The organism is Pseudomonas sp. F007 (assembly GCF_057814275.1).
Genome location: NZ_JBVATA010000001.1, coordinates 411,242 through 436,748 on the forward strand (window position 1 = coordinate 411,242; position 25,507 = coordinate 436,748).

Sequence of the window (25,507 nt, forward strand, 5' to 3'; positions counted from 1 at the left end):
CCGGAGAACAACCATGTCGTTAAGCGTGTTCGACCTGTTCAAGATTGGCATCGGCCCTTCCAGTTCCCACACCGTCGGCCCGATGCGGGCGGCTGCGCGCTTCGTCGAGGGCCTGCGCCGTGACGACCTGCTCAAGGCCACCAGCAGCGTCAAGGTCGAGTTGTACGGTTCGCTCGGCGCCACCGGCAAAGGCCACGGCAGTGACAAGGCGGTACTACTGGGCCTGGAAGGCGAACACCCGGACACCGTGGACACCGAGAACATCGCCGCCCGTCTGCTGGAAATTCGCAGCAGCGGCCGGATCAATCTGCTCGGCGAACACCCCATCGAATTCAATGAAAAACTCCATCTGGCGATGATCCGCAAGCCACTGGACTATCACCCCAATGGCATGATCTTTCGCGCCTTCGATGCCGCCGGCCTGCAAATTCGCAGTCGCGAGTACTACTCGGTGGGTGGCGGTTTTGTCGTCGACGAAGACGCCGCCGGCGCTGATCGCATTGTCGAGGACGCCACGCCGCTGACCTTCCCGTTCAAAAGCGCCAAGGACCTGCTCGGGCATTGCAGCACCTACGGCATGTCCATCAGTCAGGTGATGCTGACCAACGAAAGCGCCTGGCGCCCGGAAGCGCAAACCCGCGCTGGCCTGCTGAATATCTGGCAAGTGATGCAGGACTGCGTCGATGCCGGTTGCCGCAATGAAGGCATCCTGCCCGGCGGGCTGAAGGTCAAACGGCGGGCCGCGGCCCTGCACCGGCAACTGTGCAAGAACCCGGAATCCTCGCTGCGCGACCCGCTGTCGGTACTGGACTGGGTCAACCTGTATGCCCTGGCAGTCAACGAAGAAAACGCCAACGGCGGCCGTGTGGTGACGGCACCGACCAATGGCGCCGCCGGGATCATCCCTGCCGTGCTGCATTACTACATGCGCTTCATTCCGGGGGCCAACGAAGATGGTGTAGTGCGCTTTCTGCTCACCGCCGCCGCCATCGGCATCCTGTACAAGGAAAACGCCTCGATCTCGGGTGCCGAAGTGGGCTGCCAGGGCGAAGTGGGCGTGGCCTGCTCAATGGCGGCCGGGGCGCTGTGCGAAGTGCTCGGCGGCAGCGTCCAGCAGGTCGAGAACGCCGCCGAAATCGGCATGGAACATAACCTCGGCCTGACCTGCGACCCGATTGGCGGTTTGGTGCAAGTCCCTTGCATCGAGCGCAACGCCATGGGTTCGGTCAAGGCCATCAACGCGGTGCGCATGGCCTTGCGCGGCGACGGGCAGCATTTCGTCTCCCTCGACAAGGTCATCCGCACCATGCGCCAGACCGGCGCCGACATGAAAAGCAAATACAAGGAAACCGCCCGCGGCGGTTTGGCCGTCAACATTATCGAGTGCTGATGCCCGCGCACCCCCACCCGTTTTTCCAGGAGCTGAATATGTCCACCGAACACTTGCTGAAAACCCCGCTGCACACATTGCACATCGAACTGGGCGCACGCATGGTGCCGTTCGCCGGCTACGACATGCCGGTGCAATACCCGCTGGGCGTGATGAAAGAGCACCAGCACAGCCGCGATCAGGCCGGGCTGTTCGACGTCTCGCACATGGGCCAGATCCGCCTGACCGGTGCCAATGCCGCCAGCGCCCTGGAAACCCTGGTGCCGGTGGACATCATCGACCTGCCGGTAGGCATGCAGCGTTACGCAATGTTTACCAACGAACAAGGCGGCATCCTCGACGACCTGATGGTGGCCAACCTCGGTAACGATGAACTGTTCCTGGTGGTCAACGCGGCATGTAAGGACCAGGACCTGGCGCACCTGCGCACGCATATCGGCGATCAGTGCCAGATCGAGGCGTTGTTCGAGGAGCGCGCCCTGCTCGCCCTGCAAGGCCCGGCCGCGGTTACCGTACTGGCACGCCTGGCGCCGGAGGTGGCGAAAATGACCTTCATGCAGTTCACCCGGGTGAGCCTGCTGGGCGTCGAGTGCTTTGTCAGCCGTTCGGGCTACACCGGCGAAGACGGCTTTGAAATCTCCGTACCGGCGACACACGCCGAAGCCCTGGCCCGCGCCCTGCTGGCCGAACCCGAAGTCGCCGCGATCGGCCTCGGTGCCCGCGACTCGCTGCGCCTGGAAGCGGGTCTGTGCCTGTACGGCCACGACATGAACACCCAGACCACGCCAATCGAAGCCAGCCTGCTGTGGGCCATCTCCAAGCCACGGCGCGCCGATGGCGCACGTGCGGGCGGTTTCCCGGGTGCCGAGCAGATTTTTGCCCAGCAGCAAAGCGGTGTGGCTCGCAAACGGGTCGGCCTGCTGCCTCAGGAACGCACCCCGGTGCGCGAAGGCGCGGAGATCGTCAACGAAGCCGGCGAGATCATCGGCAGCGTCTGCAGCGGCGGTTTCGGACCGACCCTGGGCGGTCCTTTGGCGATGGGTTACCTCAACAGTGCCTACACCGCACTCGACACCCAGGTCTGGGCCATCGTCCGTGGCAAAAAGGTGCCTTTGCTTGTAAGCAAAATGCCATTTGTCCCACAACGCTACTATCGCGGCTGAAGAACTGTTCCGATAAGTAACGCGACTGCGTAACAGTGCACTAAACTGTAACGCAGTCGCCATAAAACAGTGCATTGGTTTGGTTATAAGCTTCGTTTATGAACTCGGCTTATAACAATCGAAAACAATTGAACAGCTGTATCGAATAAGCCACGCAAACAGCGCCAAGCCCAGCAATACAAGGCTTTCACAGGGGCTTGTTTTTTCTGTGGTAGTTGGCGTAGAGTTTATCCACTGTGTTTGCATGGGTCGCTTGGAATCGTGACCTGGGCAGTAGCCAACAAGTTTCGCTACACCCGTTCTACGTCTTTCTTCCTTCCTGCAACCAGCCCCAGTACTCTTTCATGAGAAAGAGGCTGTCATTAATTTTTGCGTCAAAGGAAATAAGAAATGTCCCAACGTCAGAGCGGCACCGTCAAGTGGTTTAACGACGAAAAAGGTTTTGGTTTTATCACTCCAGAAAGCGGCCCGGATCTGTTCGTACATTTCCGTGCCATCCAGGGCAACGGCTTCAAGAGCCTGAAAGAAGGCCAGAAAGTGACCTTCATCGCTGTGCAGGGCCAAAAAGGCATGCAGGCTGACGAAGTTCAAGCAGAAGCTTAATCTTCTGTAACGAAAAAGCCCCTGATGCTGACATCAGGGGCTTTTTTGTGCGCGTAAATCCGTAAAATGGCTTCCTTTTTCCGCCGAGAGCCTGCCATGTCGAAACACCTGCTTACCCCCCAGGGCGAATTTCCTGTCGCTGGCCTGGGTCGTCGTCTGGCAGCGATGTTCTATGACTTTCTGCTGTGCACCGCGCTGATGATCGTCACCGGCGGCATCTACAAGATGGTGCAGATGGCAATTATCGGCGAAGAACGAATGCGCGCCCTGACCGACGCCGGCGCCCTCGACGGCGACCCCCTGCTGTCCACCGTGCTGCTGTTCGTACTGTTTGCCTTCTTCGCCAAGTTCTGGACCTATTCCGGGCAGACCCTGGGCATGCAAGTCTGGTGCATCCGCGTGCAGAATGCCGACGGCTCGGCCATCAGCCTGTGGCAGGCGCTGCTGCGCTTCGTGGTCGCGATTGCCTCGCTGCTGTGCGTCGGCCTTGGGTTCTTCTGGAGCCTGTTCGACAAGCAGCACCGCAGCTGGCACGACATGTATTCCAACAGCCAGTTGGTGCGGATTCCAAAAAAGAAAAAGTGATCGTCACGATGCAAAAAAAGCCCCGAATGATCGGGGCTCTTTTTATTCAGGCGTTACCCGCCAGCTTCATCCGCGCTGCGGCGGTGAAATCGAGCATGCGCTTGAGTGGGCGAATCGCCTGGGGGATCAGCGATGGCTCGACGAAGATCTCTCCTGAGCCCTCACGCAGGCACTGCAAGGTGCGCTCCAGGGTATTCATGGCCATCCACGGGCAATGCGCGCAACTGCGGCAGGCCGCGCCGTTACCAGCCGTTGGCGCCTCGATGAAGACCTTGTCCGGGCACAACTGCTGCATCTTGTAGAAGATGCCGCGATCGGTGGCGACGATCAGGGTCTTGTGCGGCAGGCTTTGCGCCGCAGCGATCAACTGGCTGGTGGAGCCCACGGCATCCGCCAGCTCGATGACGGCCGTCGGCGACTCCGGGTGGACCAGAATCGCGGCGTCCGGGTACAGGGCTTTCATGTCTTCCAGCTGCTTGGCCTTGAACTCCTCGTGAACGATACAGGCACCGTCCCACAGCAGCATGTCGGCACCGGTCTTACGCTGGATGTAGGTGCCCAGGTGCTTGTCCGGCCCCCAGATGATCGTCTCGCCGTTATCCATCAGGCTTTCGACGATCTCCAGCGCGCAGCTCGAAGTCACGACCCAGTCGGCACGCGCCTTCACGGCGGCCGAGGTATTGGCATACACCACCACCGTGCGCTCCGGGTGCTGATCACAGAACGCCGAAAACTCGTCGACCGGGCAACCGAGGTCCAGCGAGCAGGTCGCTTCCAGCGTCGGCATCAGCACGCGCTTTTCCGGGTTGAGGATCTTCGCCGTCTCACCCATGAACTTCACGCCGGCGACGACCACGGTCTTGGCCGGATGCGCATTGCCGAAGCGGGCCATTTCCAGGGAGTCGGAAACACAGCCACCGGTTTCTTCAGCCAGGGCCTGGATGATCGGGTCGCAATAGAAGTGTGCAACCAGCACCGCGTCCTGAGCCTTGAGCTCGGCGGCGATGGCGGCGCGATAGTGAGCCTCTTCGGCGGGGGTCAGCGGCTTGGGCTGCTTGGCGTCGAGGTGGGCTTGAACCAGAAGGCGTTCGGAAATTTGCGTCATGTTCGCAAGACCTGCGGGCGCGTTTGCGCGAAAGTCGAGTATACACCCGGCTCCGGACCCATCAGGGTACCGCCGGGAAAGTGAGTATTCATCAGGCACGGACAGCGTTGAAGCTGCGCAAGGCTACAGAATATCCCCAAGATGCAAAAGATCATTCTGTGTCGGTCACGCGGTACAGCAGCCCTTGATTGCATCGAGCCCGAATCGCGGGCAAAAAAAAACCCGGAAATCCTCACTTTCGTGGGCCTTCCGGATTTTCTAAACCGCCAAATATGGTGGGTCGTGTGGGATTCGAACCTACGACCAATTGGTTAAAAGCCAACTGCTCTACCAACTGAGCTAACGACCCGCTTCGTTGTGGTGCGTATAATACTGATTTTTAAGGACTATTCAACACCTATGTGCAAATAAATCAAAAATAATTGGTGGGGTCGCTGATTCCGGCCGCTTTGAAGCCTTCAGCACGCAGGCGGCAGCTGTCGCATTTGCCACAGGCAGCACCGTTATCGTCCGCCTGATAGCAGGAAACCGTCAGTGCATAGTCGACGCCAAGCTTCACGCCAGCCTGCACAATCTGCGCCTTGCTGAGGTTTTGCAGCGGCGCCTGGATACGGAAACCATTGCCCTCGACCCCGGCCTTGGTCGCCAGGTTGGCCATGCGCTCAAAGGCTTCGACGAACTCGGGACGGCAATCCGGGTAGCCGGAATAGTCGACGGCGTTGACGCCAATGAAGATGTCCCGCGCGCCCAGCACTTCAGCCCAACCCAGGGCCAACGACAGGAACACCGTATTGCGGGCCGGCACGTAGGTGACCGGAATGCCTTCGCCCAACTCTTCAGGCACATCGATGGAGCTGTCAGTCAGCGCCGAACCGCCGATACCGTTCAGGTTCAGGCCGATAACCTTGTGCTCGACCACGCCCAGGTCACGGGCAACGCGCTCGGCTGCCTGCAACTCGGACCGATGGCGCTGACCATAGTCGAAGCTCATGGTGTAGCAACGGTAGCCTTCGGCCTTGGCCATGGCGACGACCGTCGCCGAATCCAGGCCACCGGACAGCAGGATCACCGCACGTTTTTCTACCGCATTCAGTTGTTCAGTCATTTCAGCGCCCCGGCTCGTCATTCCAAAGATATTTGTGCAACTGCAACTGCAGGCGCACCGGCAGGTTGTCGGCGACAACCCAGTCAGCCAGGTCGCGCGCATTCAGGTCATGGTGGCTCGGCGAGAACAGTACTTCGCCCGCTCGATCGGCCAGACCGTACTGGATCAGCTTGGAGACTGCCCAGTCATAGTCTTCGCGCGAGCAGATCACGAATTTGACCTGATCATTGGCCGTGAGCAGTTCAATGTTTTCGTAGCGATTGCGATGGGCTTCTTTCGAGCCCGGGGTCTTGAGGTCGACAACGCGACTGACCCGGGTATCGACCGCCGAGATATCGAGGGAGCCACTGGTTTCCAGTGACACCTCGTAACCGGCATCGCACAGGCGCTTGAGCAAGGGAATGGCGTTGGGCTGCGCCAGTGGCTCGCCACCGGTGACACAGACATAACGCGGACGAAAACCGGCGACCTGCTCGAGGATGTCGTCGAGCGATCGAACGGTGCCGCCGGTAAAGGCGTAGGCGCTGTCGCAGTATTGGCAACGCAACGGGCAACCAGTGAGGCGCACAAAAACAGTGGGCAGCCCGGCAGTCCGCGTTTCACCCTGCAACGAGTAGAAAACTTCGGTAATTCTCAATGTGTCTTGCATAGTCGCCACGGGCGTAACAGCTAAACAGGCTGTCCGCCTCCGTCAGGCACTTGATGGAACCCCGCCAACGCGCAGATCCCAAAAAGCGGTGTTTCGAAAAAGGGCGTGAATTCTAACGAAAAAACCCGCGATAAGCGCGGGTTTCTTGATACACGGGTCAAACAGCCTTACATGCGCTGCAGATCGCGCTGCGCCAACTGGGCGGCGGAGGTGCCAGGGTACTGGCTGACCACCTGCTGCAGAATGCCTTTTACCTTGTCGGTATGACCCAGGCGGCGCTCTACATCAGCGAGCTTGTACAGCGAATCCGGCACCTTGTTGTGCTTGGGATACAACTGCGAAACCTTGGCAAATGCCTGGCCAGCGCCTTGCAGGTCGCCTTTGGCCAGGTTCACTTCACCCAACCAGTACTGGGCGTTGCCCGCATACTGGCTGTTCGGGTATTTGCGCAGGAAGGCGGCGAAAGCCAGGCTGGCCTTGTCGAAATCCTTGGCCTTGATCAGGTCGAAGGCTGCGTCGTAATACAGCTTTTCCTTCGCCGGATCACCCGGTTCGCTGCTTGCGGCAGGCGCGGCGGCGGCCGCACCTGCTGCTGCACCGGCGGCAGCATTGCCACCGGCTGGAGAATTTTCAGGAGCCGCAGCGGGTGCACCGCCGGTTCCTATGCGCCGATCAAGATCCTGGTATCGCTCCAGGCTTTCCTGCTTCATGCGCGCTACATCATTTTGCAGAACCTCGATCACGCCTTGTTGGCGCGCGATCTGTTCCTGCATCTGTTGCAGTTGGTTGAACAGCTCGCCCTGTGCCGAGACAGGGGCCGAAACCCCTCCCCCGGCATAGGCGCCGTTCGTACCGTAACCCGCAGGCGGATAACTGCTCCCGCTATTGTTATAACCGGAATCGTTATCGACCACAGGAACCGCAGCCCACGCCGCAAGCGGCGCGAGACTGAGAGCCAAGACAGTTACAGCACGACGGCACGTTCGCATGACGAATTACTTACGCAGTTCGACGCGACGGTTTTGAGCCCAGGACTGCTCGTCGTTGCCGGTAGCAACTGGACGCTCTTCGCCGTAGGAAACCAGTTCCAGCTGAGCTGGGGAAACACCTTGCAGTACCAGGTAGCGCTGAACGGCTTTCGCACGACGCTCGCCCAGTGCCATGTTGTACTCACGAGTACCACGTTCGTCGGTGTTGCCTTCCAGAACAACGCGAGCGCCGTTTGCTTTCAGGTCTTTGGCGTGAACGTCCAGAGCGCGCATGGCTTCTGGCTTCAGGTCCGAGCTGTCGTATTCGAAGTAGAAGGTGGTGATTGCGCGCAGAGCAGCTTCTTCGCTCAGGGAACCGTCAACTGCACCAGTGTTTGCGCCGTAACCAGCGTTTGGATCAACAGCGCCTTCACCGGCGTTGTCGCCGCCTTTGGACGAGCAACCTACAGCTACAGCCATGGCCAGAGCCAGCGCAGCAAACTTACCAAACTTCAGCATTTCCATCGTGAAACTCCTAATGAACCCCAATGTGTTAAGTACAACGTATAGCGCCGCGTCAGTTCAGGTAAGGGGACCAGGAAGGTTCTCTGACTTCGCCTTGAGCGGTAGGAAGCGGGAGCCTTACGCGTCCGTTGATGGACACGAGCATCAAGACTCCCCGGCCCTGCTGGCGGGTGGCGTAGATTACCATGGTGCCGTTGGGCGCAACAGTAGGCGACTCGTCCAGAGTGCTATCAGTGAGGATTTTTACGCTACCGCGCTGCAAATCCTGGGCCGCCACTTTGAAATTGGTGAAACCTTCCTGGCGATGGATCATCACCAGAGTCTTTTCATCAGCCGACAGTTTCGGGTTGGCGTTGTAGTTACCGACGAAAGTCACACGCTCGGCACCGCCACCGCCCGCACTGGTCTTGTAGATCTGCGGCTTGCCGCCACGGTCGGAGGTGAAGTAGATGGTCGAGCCGTCCTTGCCCCAGAACGGCTCGGTGTTGATGCCGGGACCCGCAGTCACACGGGTGATCTGGCGCGAACCGAGGTTCATCACGTAGATGTCCGGGTTGCCGTCCTTGGACAGCACGAACGCCAGGCGCTGACCATCCGGCGACCAGGCAGGAGCACCGTTCAAGCCTTCGAAATTGGTGATTTGCTCACGGCGACCGGTGTCGATGTTCTGCATGAAAATACGCGGACGCTTCTGCTCGAACGAGACATAGGCGATGCGCTTGCCGTCTGGCGCGAAACGCGGCGACAGGATCGGCTCGCGTGACTGCAGCAGGGTCACCGCACGGGCACCGTCATAGTCCGAACGCTGCAGGGTGTAGCGCGTGTTCTTCTCGGAGAAGCGCTCGGCCGTCACGTACAGCAGTCGAGTCGAGAAGGCACCCTTGATCCCGGTGAGTTTCTCGAACGACTGGTCGGAGATGTAGTGCGCCATGTCACGCAACTGGTCGACACCGCCCGACACACTGCCGGTAAGCACCTGCTGCTCGGTGTTGACGTTGAACAGCGCGTACTGCACCTGCAGGCGACCGCCCGCCGGAACAATGCTGCCGACCATGATGTACTGGGCGCCCAGGGCCTTCCAATCGCGGTAGATGACTTCACTGGCCTGGGTCGGCTGGCTGATCATGTTCTGCTTTGGAATCGGCGAGTAATAACCCGAGTTACGCAAATCGTTACCAATGATTTCTGCCATGTCGTCCGGCAGGACGCTACCGCCCTGCCAGCCGAACGGAACGACCGCAATCGGCGTTGCCCGATCACTGCCGCTGGTAACCAGAATGTTTTTTTCATCTGCCGCCGCTATCCCTGCCATACAGCAAATAACGACGAGCATTCCTCGAAGGAGGTTTCTCACGGGGCTAGATCCTCAGGTGTGAATGTCATCTTGAATGAACGATACGGAGCAAAATCGCTCGGCTTCATTCCCTGCATTTCTGTCAATCGTCCAATATTCTTCACTGCCGCTACAGCCGAAGCGTCAAACGGACCGTCGCCACTGGACTTGAGCACCTTGACCGAAGTCACCGTACCGTCCGGCAACATGCCGATTTGCAGCTGAACCGTCATTCCTTTGCGGGCCGAAGGTGGACGAGCCCAGCCTTCCGCTGCACGCATTCGAATCAGGTCATCGAAACTGCCGGCAACTTCGTCACCCTGCTCATCGGCCAAGGCCTGCTGACGCTGCGGCGTGTCGGAAAGCAAATCTGCCAGGGCCTGGGCCTTTTTCTCTTCGGCGGATTTACGTGCCGCTTCCTGCGATTTTTTCTTCGCAGCATCGGCAGCAGCTTTCTTCTTCGCTTCCTCGGCGACTTTCTTCTTCGCCTCGTCCGCTTCAGCTTTCTTCTTGGCGTCTTCCGCGGCTTTCTTCTTCGCGTCCTCGACTATCTTTTTCTTCGCTTCTTCAGCGGCGGCTTTCTTGGCCTCTTCTTCAGCCTTCTTCTTGGCTTCTTCTTCGGCTTTCTTCTTGGCTATATCAGCCAATTGTTTCTCTTCTGCCTTCTTGGCTTCGGCGGTCTTCTTCGCTTCATCGGCCTTCTTGGCTTCATCAGCCTTCTTCGCCTCTTCCGCTTTCTTCGACTCGTCGGCCTTCTTGGCTTCCTCGGCCTTTTGAGCCGCCTCTTCTTTCTTTTGTTCCGCAGCCTTCACCGCTTCCTGCTCGACCTTCTTCTGTTCCATCTGTTCGACTTCGGTCTGGCGCGCAGCGGATTTCTTCGCTTCACCCGCAATCTTCTGATTGGTCTGGGTGGTCGCCTGACTTTTCGATTTCAACTGGTACAGGGTCGCCTGGACGATCGGCTTGGCCGGCGGCAACTCCGGGGTAAAGGCAAAGCTGACGAACAGCATGCCGAACACCAGTACGTGCAGGCCGATTGCCCAGACGCTAGGCCAGAAGTAGCTTTCCGAGGCTGTTGGCTCTCGCTGTTGCTGCATCAGGGCGCCTCGGTAATCAAGCCAACATTACCGACCCCGGCTTTCTGCAACCCACCCATGGCGCCCATGACGGCGCCGTAGTCGACGGTCTTGTCACCGCGAATGAATACCTGGGTGTGCTTGCCACCTTCGTTGCCGGCGCGAATGATCTTGGTCACCGCATCTGTCATCTGCGGCAGGGTCATGGCGCGATCCTGCTGCTTTTCGGTGTCGACTTCGCTGCCAAGGTTCCAGTAATAGGTCTTGTCAGCCTTGATCGAAATGGTCAGGACCTGGGTGTTGTTGTCCTGCGGCAAGGCTTCGCTGGAAACCTTGGGCAGATCAACCTTCACGCCCTGATTGAGCATCGGCGCGGTCACCATGAAAATGACCAGCAGCACCAGCATCACGTCGATGTAGGGCACTACGTTCATCTCGGCGACCGGCTTGCGCTTCTTGCGAGCTCGAGCGATTAAAGCCATTGGGAAATACCTGCTTATTCTTCGCTGGTGTGCACTTTACGGTGCAGGATCGCCTGGAATTCGTCGGCGAAGGTGTAGTAACGGCTGATCAGGGTTTCGCTGCGCGCAGAGAAACGGTTGTAAGCGATAACAGCCGGGATTGCAGCGAACAGGCCAATAGCAGTGGCGATCAGTGCCTCGGCAATACCCGGAGCCACGGTGGCCAGGGTCGCTTGCTGGGCAGTGGCCAGGCCGCGGAAGGAGTTCATGATGCCCCACACCGTACCGAACAGACCGATGTACGGGCTGACCGAACCGACGGTGGCGAGGAATGGGAGGCTTTGCTCGAGCTTTTCTTCTTCACGGGAGATGGCCACGCGCATCGCACGCGCTACACCTTCCATGACCGCTTCAGGATCGACACCCGGTTGCTGGCGCAGACGGGAGAATTCCTTGAAACCAGCGCGGAAAATCTGCTCGACGCCGGAATCCGGATCCGGGTTGCTGCCCGCCTGACGGTACAGCTTGGACAGGTCGATACCTGACCAGAAGCGCTCCTCGAAGCTCTCCAGGGCACGTCGACCGGCGCGCAGCAGGTTGCTGCGCTGAAAGATCATGATCCATGAGGTCACCGATGCGGCCACCAGGGTCAGCATTACCAGTTGCACCACGATACTGGCATTGCTGACCAGGCTCCACATGGAGGAATGGTCGACGACGTTAGCTTCCACGCTTTATCTCCTGCTTTGAGTGTGTACCCGCGCCGCTCACGTCGGCAAAGGCCGCACGTAGAGCTTCGGGAATGGCCCGGGGTTTCAAACTATGGGTGCGCACACAGGCCACCAGAAACTGCCCTTCGCAGAGCAGTGCATTATCCGTGGCTCGCCTGACCTGCTGCTTGAAGCGCAGGCTGACACGGTTCAATTCGATTACTTCAGCACTCACCACAAGCTCGTCGTCCAGTCGCGCCGGCGCGTGATAGCGCGCTTCGCTGGAATGCACGACGAACAACAGGTCCTCGCCTGCCAGCTGCGATTGGGCAAAGCCCAGCTCACGTAGCCGCTCGGTTCGAGCCCGTTCCATAAACTTGAGGTAATTAACGTAATACACGATGCCGCCCGCATCGGTGTCCTCGTAATAAACGCGACAGCGATGTGCGAACGACTCTAGCCCGTTTTGCGCGCGCATACTCTAGTGCTTACTCCTCACATTGCCAATCCGCTCAGGCAACTGTTTTTCGTTGTTCTGCGCCTTTGTTCGCAAACAAGGCTTCGCCAGCCATCTGAGACCGCGAAAAACCGGTTTGGATCGGCGCAGACCGCCATTATTCGTCCACCGCGTCGAGAAACTCGTCTACTACAGGCATTTCGCCCATACGCGAAGGAATATTCAAGCCGAAATGCAGATACGCGTGTCGTGTCACGACCCGCCCCCGCGGCGTACGCATGATATAGCCCTGCTGGATCAGGTAGGGTTCCAGCACGTCCTCGATGGTGTGCCGCTCCTCACTGATAGCCGCCGCGAGACTGTCGACCCCGACCGGCCCGCCATCGAACTTCTCGATCATGGTCAGCAGCAAACGCCGGTCCTGGTGATCGAAGCCACGCTCGTCGACGTCCAGCAGGTTGAGTGCCAGGTCAGCAATCGGCTTGGTGATATGCCCCTTGCCGCGAACTTCGGCAAAATCCCGTACCCGCCGCAACAAGCGGTTGGCAATTCGTGGCGTGCCCCGCGCGCGGCGGGCGATTTCAAACGAACCTTCCGGCTCCATGGGCAAGCCGAGAATGCCAGCCGATCGGCTGACGATGGTCGACAGATCGGCGGTGCTGTAGAACTCCAGGCGCTGAACAATGCCGAAGCGGTCACGCAGCGGGTTGGTCAGCATGCCGGCGCGGGTGGTGGCGCCGACCAGGGTGAAGGGTGGCAGGTCGAGCTTGATCGAGCGCGCTGCCGGCCCCTCGCCAATCATGATGTCGAGCTGGAAGTCTTCCATGGCCGGGTACAGCACTTCCTCGACGATCGGCGACAAGCGATGGATTTCATCGATGAACAGCACGTCGTGGGGCTCGAGATTGGTCAGCAGTGCCGCCAGGTCACCCGGCCGCTCCAGTACCGGCCCCGAAGTGCTTTTGATCGACACGCCCATTTCCTGGGCAATGATGTTGGCCAGGGTGGTCTTGCCCAGGCCCGGCGGACCGAAGATCAGGGTGTGGTCGAGGGATTCGTTGCGGCCACGCGCGGCCTGGATGAACAGTTCCATCTGCTCGCGCACGGTCGGCTGGCCTATATAGTCGGCCAGGCTGACCGGACGAATCGCCCGGTCCTGGACTTCTTCGCGCTCACGCGGGCCACCGGTGGCGGCAATCAGACGATCAGCTTCAATCACTTAGATCATTCCCTTCAGGGCACGACGAATCAGGTCTTCACTGCTCAAGCCTTTCTCCTTGATCGCGGAAATCGCCTTGCTGGCCTCCTGCGGCTTGTAGCCCAGGGAAATCAGCGCGCTCACCGCATCGTTCTCCGCCGAGGCCACTGGCTGGGCCGGGCCGTCCGGCTGGTTCGGCACCAGGGCAAACATGCTCGGCACGGTTTCCCAGGCCTTGAAGCGATCCTTGAGTTCCACCAGCAAGCGCTCGGCGGTCTTCTTGCCGACGCCCGGCACCTTGGTCAGCGCCGAAGTGTCCTGCGCCTGCACGCAACGCACCAGCTCATCGACCTCCAGGCTCGACATCAAGGCCAGCGCCAGTTTCGGGCCGACGCCATTGAGGCGGATCAGCTCGCGAAAAAAGTCGCGCTCGCGCTTGCCAATGAAACCATAGAGCAACTGCGCGTCTTCGCGCACCACCAGATGAGTGTGCAAGGTGATCGGCTCACCGACTGACGGCAGTCGATACAGGGTGGTCATGGGCACTTCCAGCTCATAGCCCAGGCCGTTGACATCGAGAATCAGGTGCGGCGGCTGTTTCTCAGCTAGAGTGCCGCGCAAACGTCCAATCACGTTTCAAATCCTTAACTGGCTTTCGAACAGCAAAGTGAGCGTGATCGCCGACAGCACAGGCGCAAAACGCTCAACGGAAAAAACAAGTGGACTGATGCTATCAGATCACAAGCGAAGACGACCGCCACGCGCGCGCGCCGTACCCAGGCCATGGGGCAACAGGCTGGAGCGAGTGTGGGCATGGCAAATGGCAATCGCCAAGGCGTCCGAAGCGTCGATTTGCGGCTTGGCCACCAGCTTGAGCATGTGCATGACCATCATCTGCACCTGCTCCTTATTTGCCGCGCCGGTGCCGGTCACGGCCTGCTTGACCTGGGTCGCGCTGTATTCGGCGATCTCCAGACCTTCCTCGGCCCCCGCGACAATCGCCGCGCCCCGCGCCTGGCCCAGCTTCAGCGCCGAGTCGGCGTTGCGTGCCATAAACACCTTTTCGATGCCCATGGTCACTGGACCGTAGGTCTGGATAACCTCACGGACGCCGCGATAAACAATTTGCAACCGTTCATGTAGCTCACCGCTACCGGTGCGAATACACCCGGACGCCACGTACACACACCCACGGCCGGTATCGCGTACGACGCCATAACCGGTGATGCGGGACCCGGGGTCGATACCTAGGATTAAAGTCATAACGCCTGCAGGAAATGTGAACGACGATTTCAATACAACACAATACAAATGTGGGAGCGAGCCTGCTCGAATAGTCGCATTCGGCGCCGACCTACCCCCACATCCAGTACCGCCTGCCCTCAACCGAGTTGCGCAGCGACGTCTTCCGGGATATCCGCATTGGAATAAACGTTCTGCACGTCATCCAGATCTTCAAGCATGTCGATCAGCTTGAGGACTTTCTCCGCCCCCTCCAGGTCCAGTTCGGCGCTGGTGGTCGGCTGCATGACAATTTCCGCGTCATCGCCCTTGAACCCCGCCGCTTCCAGCGCGTTACGTACGGCGTAGAAGCTGGTGAACGAGGTGAACACGTCAATCGAGCCGTCTTCGTGAGTGACAATGTCGTCGGCATCGGCTTCCAGCGCCGCTTCGGTCAGCGCGTCTTCGTCGACACCGGGTGCGAAGGAGATCTGCCCCTTGCGTTCGAACAGGTAGGCCACCGAGCCATCGGTCCCGAGGTTGCCGCCACATTTGCTGAAGGCATGACGCACTGCCGCCGCGGTGCGGTTACGGTTATCGGTCATGCACTCGACCATCACCGCCACGCCACCTGGGCCGTAACCCTCGTAGGTCAGCTCGACCATGTCGTCAGTATCGGCAGCGCCGGCACCCCGAGCGATCGCCCGATCGATGATGTCGCGACTCATGTTGGCGCCCAGGGCCTTGTCCAACGCCAGGCGCAAACGCGGGTTGGAACCCGGCTCGCCGCCACCCTGACGGGCAGCAACGGTCAGCTCACGAATCCACTTGGTGAAAATCTTGCCCTTCTTGGCATCCTGACGTTCTTTGCGGTGCTTGATGTTTGCCCACTTGGAATGACCCGCCATAACTCGCTCCGAATTCTCAAAAAAACAATGCCCGCGCGCCCTTGAAGGCGAGCGGGCAACGACATCGGGTTGTGACAACCGGGCGCATCCGTAGAGACGCCCGGCTGGCCAGCCTTACTCTGCCTTTGGCTGTTCGCGCAGGCGAATGTGCAACTCGCGCAGCGCCTTGGCATCCACCACACCCGGCGCTTGCGTCATGACGTCGGCAGCACTCTGGGTTTTCGGGAAAGCGATCACTTCACGGATCGACTGGGCGCCGGTCATCAGCATCACCAGGCGGTCCAGGCCGAAGGCCAGGCCACCGTGCGGCGGTGCACCGTATTTCAGCGCGTCGAGCAGGAAGCCGAACTTCTCTTCCTGTTCCGCTTCATTGATACCCAACAGACGGAAGACCGACTGCTGCATTTCCTTGCGATGGATACGGATCGAACCGCCACCCAGCTCGGTGCCGTTGAGCACCATGTCGTATGCACGGGACAGCGCGCCAGCCGGATTGGCTTCCAGCTCTTGCGGCGTGCACTTCGGCGCGGTGAACGGGTGGTGCAGCGCGGAGAAGCTGCCGTCGTCGTTTTCTTCGAACATCGGGAAGTCGACGACCCACATTGGCGCCCACTTGCAGGTCAGCAGGTCGAGGTCGTGACCCAGCTTGATGCGCAGCGCGCCCAGGGCTTCGCTGACGATCTTGGCCTTGTCGGCGCCGAAGAACACGATGTCACCGTCGACCGCACCCACGCGATCGAGGATCACGTTGAGCTTGTCTTCCGGGATGTTTTTCACGATCGGCGATTGCAGACCTTCAACACCGGCCGCACGCTCGTTGACCTTGATGTACGCCAGGCCCTTGGCGCCGTAGATGCCAACGAACTTGGTGTAGTCGTCGATCTGCTTGCGCGGCATGCTCGCCCCGCCTGGAACGCGCAGTGCAGCGATACGGCATTTCGGGTCGTTGGCCGGGCCGCTGAACACCTTGAAGTCGACTTCCTTGAGCTGGTCGGCAACGTCCACCAGTTCCAGCGGGTTGCGCAGGTCCGGCTTGTCGGAACCGTAGCGGCGCATGGCCTCTTCGAAGGTCATGTGCGGGAACTCGCCGAATTCCAGATCCAGCACTTCCTTGAACAGGTTGCGGATCATGCCTTCGGTCAGGCCCATGATGTCTTTTTCATCGAGGAAGCTGGTCTCGATGTCGATCTGAGTGAACTCAGGCTGACGGTCGGCACGCAGGTCTTCGTCACGGAAGCACTTGGCGATCTGGTAGTAACGGTCGAAGCCAGCCACCATCAGCAGCTGCTTGAACAGCTGCGGCGATTGCGGCAGGGCGAAGAACGAGCCGGCGTGGGTACGGCTTGGGACCAGGTAGTCACGCGCGCCTTCCGGAGTGGCACGGGTCAGGATCGGCGTCTCGACGTCGAGGAAGCCGTTCTCGTCCAGGTAGCGACGGATGCTGGTGGTCATGCGCGAACGCAGGCGCAGCTTCTCGGCCATTTCCGGACGACGCAGGTCGAGGAAGCGATAACGCAGGCGGGTTTCTTCGCCAACGTCGGAGAACTCGTTGAGCGGGAACGGCGGGGTTTCCGCTTCGTTCAATACTTCCAGTTCGTAACCCAGCACTTCGATCATGCCCGACGCCATGTTGGCGTTGGTGGCGCCGGCCGGACGCAGGCGCACCTTGCCGGTCACCTTGACCACGTATTCGCTGCGCACACGGTCGGCAACGGCGAAGGTTTCGGCGCGATCCGGGTCGAACACCACCTGGGCCAGACCGTCACGATCACGGATATCGAGGAAAATCACCCCACCGTGGTCACGGCGACGGTGAACCCAGCCGCAAAGGGTAATTTCCTGGCCGTCCAGGCTTTCGTTCAGTTGGCCGCAATAATGGCTGCGCATCATGGTCGTGGTTTCACTTCTCGTAATTCGAAATTCGATGGGAGGTCTTGCTGCACCGCCGCACTTGAATGAAGTGCCAGATAATGCAAGAGCCCGGTGTGTCGTTCAACTTAGTCAGCTTTGTCGCCACCGGCCAGATTCTTCTTCGAACCGGTCTTGAAGTCGGTTTCGTACCAACCGGTACCGCTCAGGCGAAAGCCCGGCATCGACAGCATTTTTTTCAGTTCGGGTGCCTGGCAGGCTGGGCAGTCGACCAACGGTGCATCGCTGATCTTCTGAATGGCTTCCAACTGATGACCACAGGAAGCACATTGATAGTCGTACATCGGCATGGGATTGTCTCGGCGACCAGATTGATCCCGCTCAAACAGTGGGTTTGGCGGCAAAGAGCGGGATTATATCGATTAAATCGAGCCTGTGCAGCCGTAACGCTGCACAGGACACTTCGAGGGCTCGCCCGCCGACGGGACCAGCGCCTCACCCCACACCAGCCGCACTCTCGTTCAAGCTGTGGACCACACACATGACCCGCACCAGGCCGCTGAAATTCTTCACCCCGCCATGGCGCAGGTGCACCTCCCGGTCCACATGGGACAGCAAAGCACTGACCGAGCAGCAATTATCCCGGGCGATTCGCGCCAGGATATCCCAGTAGACCTGCTCCAGCCGCAAGCATGTGGCGAATCCATTCAAGCGAACCGACCTGGAAAGTGGTCGCGCCAACCCCATGTCGAACTCACGATCGAAGGGGTCGACTCGGATATCCCGTCGCCGCCCCCCCTCCCCAACTTCTGCACCTGATAATCTGGCCATTGTCCTGACACTCCCTTGTCACTTGATTTGAATAACAACTCCCTGTCGTTATAAAAACGTAAGCAGATACATATTTCCAGATGGCTTTATAACCCTGCATGTAGGACAAGCCAACAACTGCGAGAAGACTATTAACTTTGTCCGACACTGTTGGTTTCGATGGTAAAACCAACAAGGAAAAATCAATAACAGCAGAGCGAAAAGCCAAAGCCCGGATGACGAAAAACACCTGATGCCGGCTTGAGCGAGAGACTGGCGCGCCCCATCAATGGGCGTCGCCAGTCCTGACGGCGTTACTGACCGTCCAGCAGCGAGCGCAGCATCCACGCGGTCTTCTCGTGCACCTGCATACGTTGGGTCAGCAGGTCTGCCGTGGGCTCATCACTGACCTTGTCCAGCAGTGGAAAAATGCCCCGCGCAGTGCGAGTGACGGCCTCCTGCCCCTGGACCAGTTGCCGGATCATGTCCTCTGCGCTCGGCACACCTTCTTCTTCCTTGATTGAAGAAAGTCGCGCATAGATTGAATAAGCACCCGGCGCTGGAAAGCCCAACGCCCGAATACGTTCGGCAATCAGATCGACCGCCAGCGCCAACTCGTTATATTGCTCTTCGAACATCAAGTGCAGGGTGCGAAACATCGGCCCTGTCACGTTCCAGTGGAAGTTATGGGTTTTCAGATAAAGGACGTAAGTGTCCGATAGCAAACGCGAAAGCCCGTCGACGATGGACTTGCGATCTGCCTCGCTGATACCGATATCAATTGCCATGCTTTTCCCCTTACGGTGATGAAATCCATTCCACAGCTGCGCAAACACTGTAGCAACAGTCCCAGCACCTCGCTGGCAATCGCCGACGTCCTGCATTACACCTGAGCGCTCTGGCACAAGCCTTCGCGCAGTCATTGCGGCAGTCACTCGGAGGGCGTCCCGCAATACCGGCGCACGCCCCGTCTGCGCTGATTTGAGAAGGTACGGTCTTTGCTGTTAAATAGACGCCGTGTCACTGCCGCTATTTCCCCGCGCGCGGTGCATAGGCTGATACCCGGTACGTGTCCACCGCCTCCCATTTGTTCAGAAGCGAACCGTACTCACTCAGCTCTTCCTTGTGATCCGTCCAAAGTGAGTCAATCAAAATGTTGAAAATCGTCCACCTGCTAACGGGCGCAGCAGCCTTGCTGTTGTCCTTCATCCCCAGCTTGCGAACCGAAGCGGTACCTTACCTGCAACAACCTGACGCGCTGTACCTGGCGTTCTTCGGCTTGCTCAACCTGATCCTTGCCCCAGTGATCCCCTACTGGAACAAAGGTCCTCGCCATCAACTGCAAAACCTGGTCAGTGCCTTGCTGGTACTGGCTGTGGTCCTGCAAACCCTGACGCTGCTGGCGCCCATGGCGGAAATCGGTGGTCACCCATCGGTTCTGTTCAGCCTCATCGTTGCACTGGTCGCGGTATTGCTGCACCTGGCGGTGAGCTTCTACAAATCCTCGCCTGCCGCGGCCGCCCCGCAAAACTACGACATGACCAACCGCGATACCGGTACGGTCAAGTGGTTCAACACCTCCAAAGGCTTCGGCTTCATTTCCCGCGACTCCGGCGATGATATTTTCGTGCACTTTCGCGCCATTCGTGGCGAGGGCCACCGCGTCCTGGTAGAAGGCCAGCGGGTTGAGTTCTCGGTGATGAACCGGGACAAGGGCCTGCAGGCCGAAGACGTGATCGCAGCCTTGCCGCGTCGCTGATCTTCAACGGGCAAAAAAAACCGCGAGACAGCCAGGCTGCTCGCGGTTTTTTATGGCCTGGTGATCAGTAGTGCGGCGGCGGCGCCTCTTCCTCGAAGGACCCGAACTGACCGACCATCTCCTCCTGGCGCTTGAGCAATGCCGCCATTTGCAACTGCAGGCGCTCGACCACCCGCTGCTGGGCGACCAGCACATCATTCATTGCCTCGATGGCGTCATCCTGAAAGGCCAAACGGCTTTCAAGGTCCATGACGCGCTCTTCCAGGTTCATCATTCAGCCCTCCAGAAACGTGAAACCGTCAGTCAGCACCACACGCAGGCGCTCACGAATGGCCGCAACCTGTTCGGCCGTGTAGGGACGAGCCGGGTGCTTGCCCCAAACGGGCGCTGGCCAGGCGGCATCGTCGCGCTTGCGCACGATGACATGCATATGCAATTGGCTGACGACATTGCCCAGGGTCGCGACGTTGATCTTGTCGGCGTCGAACGAGTCCTTGAGCATTTCGGCCAACTCGGTGGTTTCCTGCCACAACTGTTGTTGATCGGCGAGATCCAGCTGAAACAACTCGCTGATATCAGCCTTGCGCGGCACCAGGATGAACCAGGGGTAATTCGAGTCGTTGGACAACAGCAACCGACTGAGCTTGAAGTCGCCGATAGGCAAAGTGTCCTGTTGAAGTCGTGAATCCAAAGCAAACACCGCGCGCACTCCTGCATAGTCCATGAATTGGGCACGCGCCAGGCCTGAAGATCAACGCGCGCGCCCTATCCGTACAGCATACCCGCGAACACACTCGGGTTCACGGCGAAAAGCCTTCGGCACTGCAACGCATCACCGACCCGCCGGACGCACCATCGCGAGGCGCTCGATTTGCCAGGCACCGGCAATTACTGGCACTTCAGTCCCTAAATGCGTGACATCCATAGAAAAATTCGGAAAATTTTTTGCAGGAATAAAAACCGGGTCTACGCTGATATCTCCGAACATCCGCCGTTTACACACCGACGAGTGTGAACCGGTAACGTTTCCTGCTTCCAGTCATGCACAGGCATGGTGCAACACCAGAAGCACAGGGGGAGTCAAGTGCAAACAATTCGGCGCCAAAAGCCCCGTGTTTATTCGGTTTCGCAATGGAAAAGCGCACCTACTGAAAATTCCTCAGACGAAATCGACGTTTGTGCACGCTTGTTGCATTGATTCCCACATCGTCTATAGGGCAGTCGCTGCATAGCGCAGTCCTTGGACCTATAAGAACAGCGGCAAGGTAGCCCACGGAGATTCACGTGCAACATCAGGACTCTTTTATCTGACGCAGACGCTGTGTATAAACAGCGCTGAAGTTGTCGGTCCACATGCACATTTTTTGCGGGAATACGACCTTGACCACGCATTTTGCGACAGGGCCGTAAAGAAGCTGAAAGGATGAAAGCGCAAGTATCGCCAACATTGTCGGCGTGATATAAGTTTGCGCCGACACAAAAAGAAAGAGCCGCCCAGATAATAAATCAGGTGGGACGGCAGAACTCTTCAAAAAAAACCAAAGGAGCAAATCACGATGCGCGTGATGAAGTGGAGCATGATCGCCCTGGCTGTAGCAGCAGGCACCTCGCAGTTCGCAATCGCGTCCTCCCAGGACGATGCCAAAGGCTTTATTCAAGACCAAAGCCTGACAGCCAAGACTCGTATCGAGTACATGAACCGCGACTTCCGTAACGGCGCCGGCAACATTGCCAAGCCAGGTGGCGGCTTCAAGAGCGGTTATCGTCAGGACACCGGTATCAGCGAGCTGATCACCTACGAATCCGGCTTCACCCAAGGCACCATCGGTGTTGGCGTTGACGCCCTGCTGGGCGCTACCGCCAAGCTGGACGGCGGTGCCGGTCGCGCCGGCAACGGCCTGTTCGCTCGCGACAGCGACGGCAACCCGGAAGACACCCAGTCCAAAGGCGGCGCGGCTGTTAAATTCCGTCTGTCCGACACCACTCTGAAATACGGCCGTCAATTCGTTGCCAGCCCGGTTTTCGCCACTGACGACAGCCGCCTGCTGCCAGAAGTTGCTGAAGGTACCTACATCTCCAGCAAGGAAATCAAAGGCCTGGAAGTCAACCTGGGTCGCTTCACCGCCCTGAGTTCGCAAACCGGCATGGGCAAGGACAGCATCAACGGCCCACACAGCCCAGGTCTGACCAGCGCCAACATCGGTGGTGCTACCTACCAGTTCACCGATAACTTCGTAGCCGGCTTTGCTGCTTCCGACGTAGACGACTACTTCAAGAAGCAATACATCAACGCCAACTACACCCTGCCGATCAACGACGAACAGTCGCTGAACTTCGACCTGAACGCCTACCGCACCAAAGACCAGGGTCAAGCCCTGTACGGCAAGCAGGACAACAAACTGTGGAGCTTGGCAGCTGCCTACAGCCTGGGCGCACACAAGTTCACCCTGGGCTACCAGCAGTCCGCGGGCGACACCAACTACCTGTACGGTGTTGACGGTAACGGCACGATCTTCGTAGCCAACTCCATCCAGATCTCCGACTTCATCGGTCAGGAAGAGAAGTCGTACCAGGCTCGCTACGACCTGAACATGGCCACCTACGGTGTGCCAGGCTTGAGCTTCATGAGCCGTTATGTTTACGGTAACAACATCGAGACCTCGTCCGGTACCGAAGGTAAGGAACACGAGTTCAACTTCGAAACCAAATACGTGTTCCAGGAAGGTCCGGCCAAGGATCTGTCCCTGCGTCTGCGTAGCGCGATCTACCGTGCCAACAACGCTTACAACGCTGACTACACTGCAGACAACAACGACGTACGTATCATCGTTGAATACCCACTGCACATCTTGTAATCCGCGGTACTTGCTAGCGTCTTGAGCCTGGCTCAAAGCAGAAGCCCTTCACCCTTTAACAGGTGAGGGGCTTTTTTATTGCAGTTAGATGACAACAATGCTCTAACAATTGAATAGCACACTAATAATAAGCAGAAACTTAATTGCCAACCTACTCATATAAAAAAAACCGGGAGCCTTTCAGGGGTCCCGGGTTTTACGTTACTACTTGACCGAAAAGCCAGGTATCAAGCGGTTTCCTGAACCACGCGAATCACTCGCTGCGGGAACGGAATATCAATACCTGCCTCTTTCAGACGATCACGGGCGTGCTCGTTGAAATGGAACATCACGTCCCAGTAGTCAGCGGTTTTGGTCCAGACCCGCAGCGACAGGGTGATCGAGCTGTCGCCCAACACCGAAACCACCGCTACCGGCGCCGGATCGCTCAATACACGGGCGTCGCTGGCCAGTTCCAGCAAGACGGCACGGGCCTTCTGCAGGTCGGCTTCGTAATCCACGCCGACATCAAACACTACTTTGCGTGTCGGTTGACGGTTGGTGTTGGTGATGATGCCGTTGGACAGTACGCCGTTGGGCACGATGACGGTCTTGTTGTCGCCGGTACGGATGATGGTGTGGAAGATCTGAATGCTATCGACCGTCCCCGCAGTGCCTTGGGCTTCAATGAAATCACCAATGCGGAACGGGCGGAACAGCAGGATCAGCACCCCACCGGCGAAGTTCGCCAGGCTGCCTTGCAACGCCAGGCCAATCGCCAGGCCGGCAGCACCGATGGCCGCAACAAACGAGGTGGTTTCCACGCCTATCATCGACGCGACGCTGACCACCAGCAACACCTTGAGGATGATGTTCGCCAGGCTGCTGATGAACCCCTGCAGCGCCAGGTCGGCGTTACGCAGCGCCAGCAGGCGACCGACCTTGTGGGTCAACTTGTTGATCAACCACCAGCCGATGGCCAGGGTCACCACTGCCAGCAGCACGCGGCTGCCGTACTCCATGATCATCGGGATCCAGGCCTGGGAAGCCTTCACCAGGTTGTCCACTTCAGCATTCAAATCCATATTTCTCTCCTGATTCCCGGCTACCCGGCACATAAAACCAAGCAGCAGAAAGACCGAACCTTTGCAGGCTCAATCATTTCTGCTGTTGCTTGGGCCTCGGACGCCAATAACGCCGAGAGGTTCCCTGCCGACTGATCAGTCGCGGAAGTTGTTGAACTGCAGCGGCATGCCGAATTCGTTGGCACGCAAGGCCGCGATCGCCTCCTGCAGGTCATCGCGCTTCTTGCCGGTGACCCGCACCTGCTCGCCCTGGATGGCGGCCTGGACCTTGAGCTTGGCGTCCTTGATGTGCGCCACGATCTTCTTCGCCAGTTCCTTGTCGATGCCTTCCTTGAGCACGGCGTCCTGCTTCATCAGCTTGCCGGAAGCGTAGGCGTCCTTGACCTCCAGGCACTGCACATCGATCTTGCGCTTGACCAGGGCCAGCTTGAGGATCTCGATCATCGCTTCCAGCTGGAAGTCGGCCTCGGCGGTCAGGTTGACGGTCAGGTCCTTTTCCTTGAACTCGAAGCTGCCCTTGCCTTTCAAGTCATAACGACGATCGAGTTCCTTGACGGCGTTCTCGACCGCGTTGGTGAGTTCGTGTTTGTCCAGTTCGGATACCACGTCGAACGACGGCATGTAATCTCTCCAATAAAAAACGGCGCGCACAATAAAGATGGAGCGCGCCTGGCTTGCGGTTAAAATCCGCGCTGATTATAACGGGTCTTTCCCATCCGCAGCGGCGAGCCTCACATGCACCTGCCAATCCGAGCGAAAATCTGATGTCGACCACCTGGCACATTCTGGGCGCCGGCAGCCTGGGCACCCTCTGGGCAACTCGCCTGGCGCGCGCGAGCCTGCCAGTGAGGCTGGTGCTGCGCGACAAGACGCGCCTGCAAGCCTATCTGAACGCAGGCGGCCTGACCCTGGTCGAGCAAGGGCAGCCACAGTGTTACGCGGTGCCGGCCGACACAGTCGACGACGATGGGCCGATCGAACGCCTGCTGGTCGCCTGCAAGGCTTACGATGCCGAAGCCGCAGTGGCGCAGGTGGCCCATCGCCTGAGCGACAACGCTGAACTGATCCTGCTGCAGAACGGCCTTGGCAGCCAGGATGCGGTGGCCGCACGCCTGCCCCACGCCCGCTGCATCTGCGCCTCCAGTACCGAAGGCGCGTTTCGTGATGGAGATTGGCGTGTAGTGTTCGCCGGTCATGGCTACACCTGGCTGGGCGACACACTCCAGCCGGTAGCGCCGATCTGGCTGGAGGACCTGGACACGGCGGGCATTCCTCACGCCTGGAGTGTGGACATCCTGACCCGGTTGTGGCGAAAGCTCGCACTCAACTGTGCGATCAATCCGCTGACCGTGCTCCACGATTGCCGTAACGGCGGCTTGCAGGCGCATCACTGCGAAGTCGCTACCCTGTGCCTGGAACTGACCGAGTTGCTCGAACGCTCTGGTCAGCCCGCTGCAGCAGAGGATCTGCAACAGGAAGTCGAACGAGTGATCCTGGCCACCGCGGCCAACTTTTCGTCCATGTACCAGGACGTCGCCAATCAGCGCCGGACCGAAATCAGCTACCTGCTGGGGCACGCTTGCGAAGTTGCGACCCGCCATCAACTGGTATTGCCGCACCTGACGCAACTGCAGCAACGCCTGATCGCCCACCTGAAATCACGCGGATTGCCCAGCGACTGAGCAGCGGCTAC

General features: G+C 58.9%; 29 protein-coding genes and 1 tRNA gene. 7 read left to right on the forward strand and 23 right to left on the reverse strand.

Annotation, left to right across the window (positions count from 1 at the left end):
- The first annotated feature begins 13 nt into the window (after nt 1-13).
- The 4 genes from ACZYR5_RS02050 (at nt 14) to ACZYR5_RS02065 (ending at nt 3,741) form a co-directional block, all read left to right on the forward strand.
- On the forward strand, nt 14-1,390 hold the full coding sequence (locus tag ACZYR5_RS02050; protein WP_489088125.1) for an L-serine ammonia-lyase: 1,377 nt from the start codon (nt 14-16) through the stop codon (nt 1,388-1,390).
- A gap of 38 nt (nt 1,391-1,428) precedes the next feature.
- On the forward strand, nt 1,429-2,553 hold the full coding sequence (gcvT, locus tag ACZYR5_RS02055; protein ID WP_489088124.1) for a glycine cleavage system aminomethyltransferase GcvT: 1,125 nt from the start codon (nt 1,429-1,431) through the stop codon (nt 2,551-2,553).
- A 390-nt stretch (nt 2,554-2,943) separates the two neighbouring features.
- Complete coding sequence (locus ACZYR5_RS02060) at nt 2,944-3,156, forward strand: cold-shock protein (protein WP_007977299.1); 213 nt, start codon at nt 2,944-2,946, stop codon at nt 3,154-3,156.
- Between the two features lie 96 nt (nt 3,157-3,252).
- On the forward strand, nt 3,253-3,741 hold the full coding sequence (locus ACZYR5_RS02065; protein WP_489088123.1) for an RDD family protein: 489 nt from the start codon (nt 3,253-3,255) through the stop codon (nt 3,739-3,741).
- A 46-nt stretch (nt 3,742-3,787) separates the two neighbouring features.
- On the opposite strand, the gene nadA is transcribed toward ACZYR5_RS02065, so the two are convergent.
- The 19 genes from nadA to ACZYR5_RS02160 form a co-directional block, all read right to left on the reverse strand.
- Nucleotides 3,788-4,846: a quinolinate synthase NadA gene (gene nadA, locus ACZYR5_RS02070; protein ID WP_027619836.1), complete on the reverse strand. Its 1,059-nt coding sequence runs from the start codon at nt 4,844-4,846 to the stop codon at nt 3,788-3,790.
- A gap of 273 nt (nt 4,847-5,119) precedes the next feature.
- Nucleotides 5,120-5,195 (reverse strand) — tRNA-Lys (locus tag ACZYR5_RS02075).
- A 63-nt stretch (nt 5,196-5,258) separates the two neighbouring features.
- A complete protein-coding gene (gene queC, locus ACZYR5_RS02080; protein WP_489088122.1) occupies nt 5,259-5,951 on the reverse strand; it encodes a 7-cyano-7-deazaguanine synthase QueC in 693 nt (230 codons plus the stop codon).
- A 1-nt stretch (nt 5,952) separates the two neighbouring features.
- Nucleotides 5,953-6,600, reverse strand: a complete 648-nt coding sequence (gene queE, locus ACZYR5_RS02085; protein ID WP_489088121.1) for a 7-carboxy-7-deazaguanine synthase QueE — start codon at nt 6,598-6,600, stop codon at nt 5,953-5,955.
- Between the two features lie 167 nt (nt 6,601-6,767).
- On the reverse strand, nt 6,768-7,589 hold the full coding sequence (ybgF, locus tag ACZYR5_RS02090) for a tol-pal system protein YbgF (protein WP_256829938.1): 822 nt from the start codon (nt 7,587-7,589) through the stop codon (nt 6,768-6,770).
- Between the two features lie 6 nt (nt 7,590-7,595).
- Nucleotides 7,596-8,093, reverse strand: coding sequence for a peptidoglycan-associated lipoprotein Pal (gene pal, locus ACZYR5_RS02095; RefSeq protein ID WP_003178634.1), 498 nt, complete (start codon nt 8,091-8,093; stop codon nt 7,596-7,598).
- 52 nt (nt 8,094-8,145) lie between these two features.
- Nucleotides 8,146-9,426, reverse strand: coding sequence for a Tol-Pal system beta propeller repeat protein TolB (tolB, locus tag ACZYR5_RS02100; protein ID WP_256829937.1), 1,281 nt, complete (start codon nt 9,424-9,426; stop codon nt 8,146-8,148).
- Nucleotides 9,427-9,443: 17 nt separating this feature from the next.
- Nucleotides 9,444-10,523 carry a cell envelope integrity protein TolA gene (gene tolA / locus ACZYR5_RS02105; protein ID WP_489088120.1) on the reverse strand — a complete coding sequence of 360 codons (1,080 nt, stop codon included), beginning with the start codon at nt 10,521-10,523 and terminating at the stop codon, nt 9,444-9,446.
- A complete protein-coding gene (tolR, locus tag ACZYR5_RS02110; protein ID WP_162530237.1) occupies nt 10,523-10,975 on the reverse strand; it encodes a protein TolR in 453 nt (150 codons plus the stop codon). Before tolR ends, tolA begins: the two co-directional genes overlap by 1 nt.
- A 23-nt stretch (nt 10,976-10,998) precedes the next feature.
- On the reverse strand, nt 10,999-11,694 hold the full coding sequence (gene tolQ, locus ACZYR5_RS02115) for a protein TolQ (protein ID WP_027619829.1): 696 nt from the start codon (nt 11,692-11,694) through the stop codon (nt 10,999-11,001).
- Nucleotides 11,684-12,151 (reverse strand): tol-pal system-associated acyl-CoA thioesterase, encoded by a 468-nt coding sequence (ybgC, locus tag ACZYR5_RS02120; protein ID WP_027619828.1) that lies wholly within the window; start codon nt 12,149-12,151, stop codon nt 11,684-11,686. Before ybgC ends, tolQ begins: the two co-directional genes overlap by 11 nt.
- A 136-nt stretch (nt 12,152-12,287) precedes the next feature.
- A complete protein-coding gene (ruvB, locus tag ACZYR5_RS02125) occupies nt 12,288-13,349 on the reverse strand; it encodes a Holliday junction branch migration DNA helicase RuvB (protein ID WP_027619827.1) in 1,062 nt (353 codons plus the stop codon).
- Nucleotides 13,350-13,961, reverse strand: a complete 612-nt coding sequence (gene ruvA, locus ACZYR5_RS02130) for a Holliday junction branch migration protein RuvA (protein WP_105753871.1) — start codon at nt 13,959-13,961, stop codon at nt 13,350-13,352.
- 105 nt (nt 13,962-14,066) lie between these two features.
- The gene (gene ruvC / locus ACZYR5_RS02135; protein WP_489088119.1) at nt 14,067-14,591 is read right to left on the reverse strand and encodes a crossover junction endodeoxyribonuclease RuvC; all 525 of its coding nucleotides are present in this window, start codon (nt 14,589-14,591) and stop codon (nt 14,067-14,069) included.
- Nucleotides 14,592-14,710: 119 nt separating this feature from the next.
- Entirely contained in the window at nt 14,711-15,457 is a 747-nt protein-coding gene (locus ACZYR5_RS02140; protein ID WP_489088118.1) for a YebC/PmpR family DNA-binding transcriptional regulator, read from the reverse strand.
- 114 nt (nt 15,458-15,571) lie between these two features.
- Nucleotides 15,572-17,347, reverse strand: a complete 1,776-nt coding sequence (gene aspS, locus ACZYR5_RS02145) for an aspartate--tRNA ligase (protein WP_489088117.1) — start codon at nt 17,345-17,347, stop codon at nt 15,572-15,574.
- A 107-nt stretch (nt 17,348-17,454) separates the two neighbouring features.
- Complete coding sequence (locus ACZYR5_RS02150) at nt 17,455-17,676, reverse strand: FmdB family zinc ribbon protein (protein WP_007977333.1); 222 nt, start codon at nt 17,674-17,676, stop codon at nt 17,455-17,457.
- Between the two features lie 145 nt (nt 17,677-17,821).
- Nucleotides 17,822-18,157 (reverse strand): ribbon-helix-helix domain-containing protein, encoded by a 336-nt coding sequence (locus tag ACZYR5_RS02155; protein ID WP_489088116.1) that lies wholly within the window; start codon nt 18,155-18,157, stop codon nt 17,822-17,824.
- A gap of 293 nt (nt 18,158-18,450) precedes the next feature.
- Entirely contained in the window at nt 18,451-18,924 is a 474-nt protein-coding gene (locus ACZYR5_RS02160; RefSeq protein WP_489088115.1) for a Dps family protein, read from the reverse strand.
- A 365-nt stretch (nt 18,925-19,289) separates the two neighbouring features.
- Here ACZYR5_RS02160 and ACZYR5_RS02165 point away from each other — a divergent pair, with 365 nt between their 5' ends.
- On the forward strand, nt 19,290-19,895 hold the full coding sequence (locus tag ACZYR5_RS02165; protein WP_489088114.1) for a cold-shock protein: 606 nt from the start codon (nt 19,290-19,292) through the stop codon (nt 19,893-19,895).
- A 64-nt stretch (nt 19,896-19,959) separates the two neighbouring features.
- On the opposite strand, the gene ACZYR5_RS02170 is transcribed toward ACZYR5_RS02165, so the two are convergent.
- Both ACZYR5_RS02170 and ACZYR5_RS02175 read right to left on the reverse strand, forming a co-directional pair.
- The gene (locus ACZYR5_RS02170) at nt 19,960-20,166 is read right to left on the reverse strand and encodes a SlyX family protein (protein ID WP_489088474.1); all 207 of its coding nucleotides are present in this window, start codon (nt 20,164-20,166) and stop codon (nt 19,960-19,962) included.
- 3 nt (nt 20,167-20,169) lie between these two features.
- Complete coding sequence (locus ACZYR5_RS02175; protein WP_489088113.1) at nt 20,170-20,595, reverse strand: HIT domain-containing protein; 426 nt, start codon at nt 20,593-20,595, stop codon at nt 20,170-20,172.
- Nucleotides 20,596-21,451: 856 nt separating this feature from the next.
- On the opposite strand from ACZYR5_RS02175, the gene ACZYR5_RS02180 reads away from it, so the two are divergent.
- A complete protein-coding gene (locus ACZYR5_RS02180; RefSeq protein WP_489088112.1) occupies nt 21,452-22,750 on the forward strand; it encodes an OprD family porin in 1,299 nt (432 codons plus the stop codon).
- A 227-nt stretch (nt 22,751-22,977) separates the two neighbouring features.
- Here ACZYR5_RS02180 and ACZYR5_RS02185 read toward each other — a convergent pair whose 3' ends face one another.
- Both ACZYR5_RS02185 and ACZYR5_RS02190 read right to left on the reverse strand, forming a co-directional pair.
- Nucleotides 22,978-23,814 carry a mechanosensitive ion channel family protein gene (locus ACZYR5_RS02185; protein ID WP_489088111.1) on the reverse strand — a complete coding sequence of 279 codons (837 nt, stop codon included), beginning with the start codon at nt 23,812-23,814 and terminating at the stop codon, nt 22,978-22,980.
- 135 nt (nt 23,815-23,949) lie between these two features.
- Nucleotides 23,950-24,435 carry a YajQ family cyclic di-GMP-binding protein gene (locus ACZYR5_RS02190; RefSeq protein WP_489088110.1) on the reverse strand — a complete coding sequence of 162 codons (486 nt, stop codon included), beginning with the start codon at nt 24,433-24,435 and terminating at the stop codon, nt 23,950-23,952.
- Nucleotides 24,436-24,578: 143 nt separating this feature from the next.
- Here ACZYR5_RS02190 and ACZYR5_RS02195 point away from each other — a divergent pair, with 143 nt between their 5' ends.
- Entirely contained in the window at nt 24,579-25,496 is a 918-nt protein-coding gene (locus tag ACZYR5_RS02195; RefSeq protein WP_489088109.1) for a putative 2-dehydropantoate 2-reductase, read from the forward strand.
- Nucleotides 25,497-25,507: the final 11 nt, after the last annotated feature.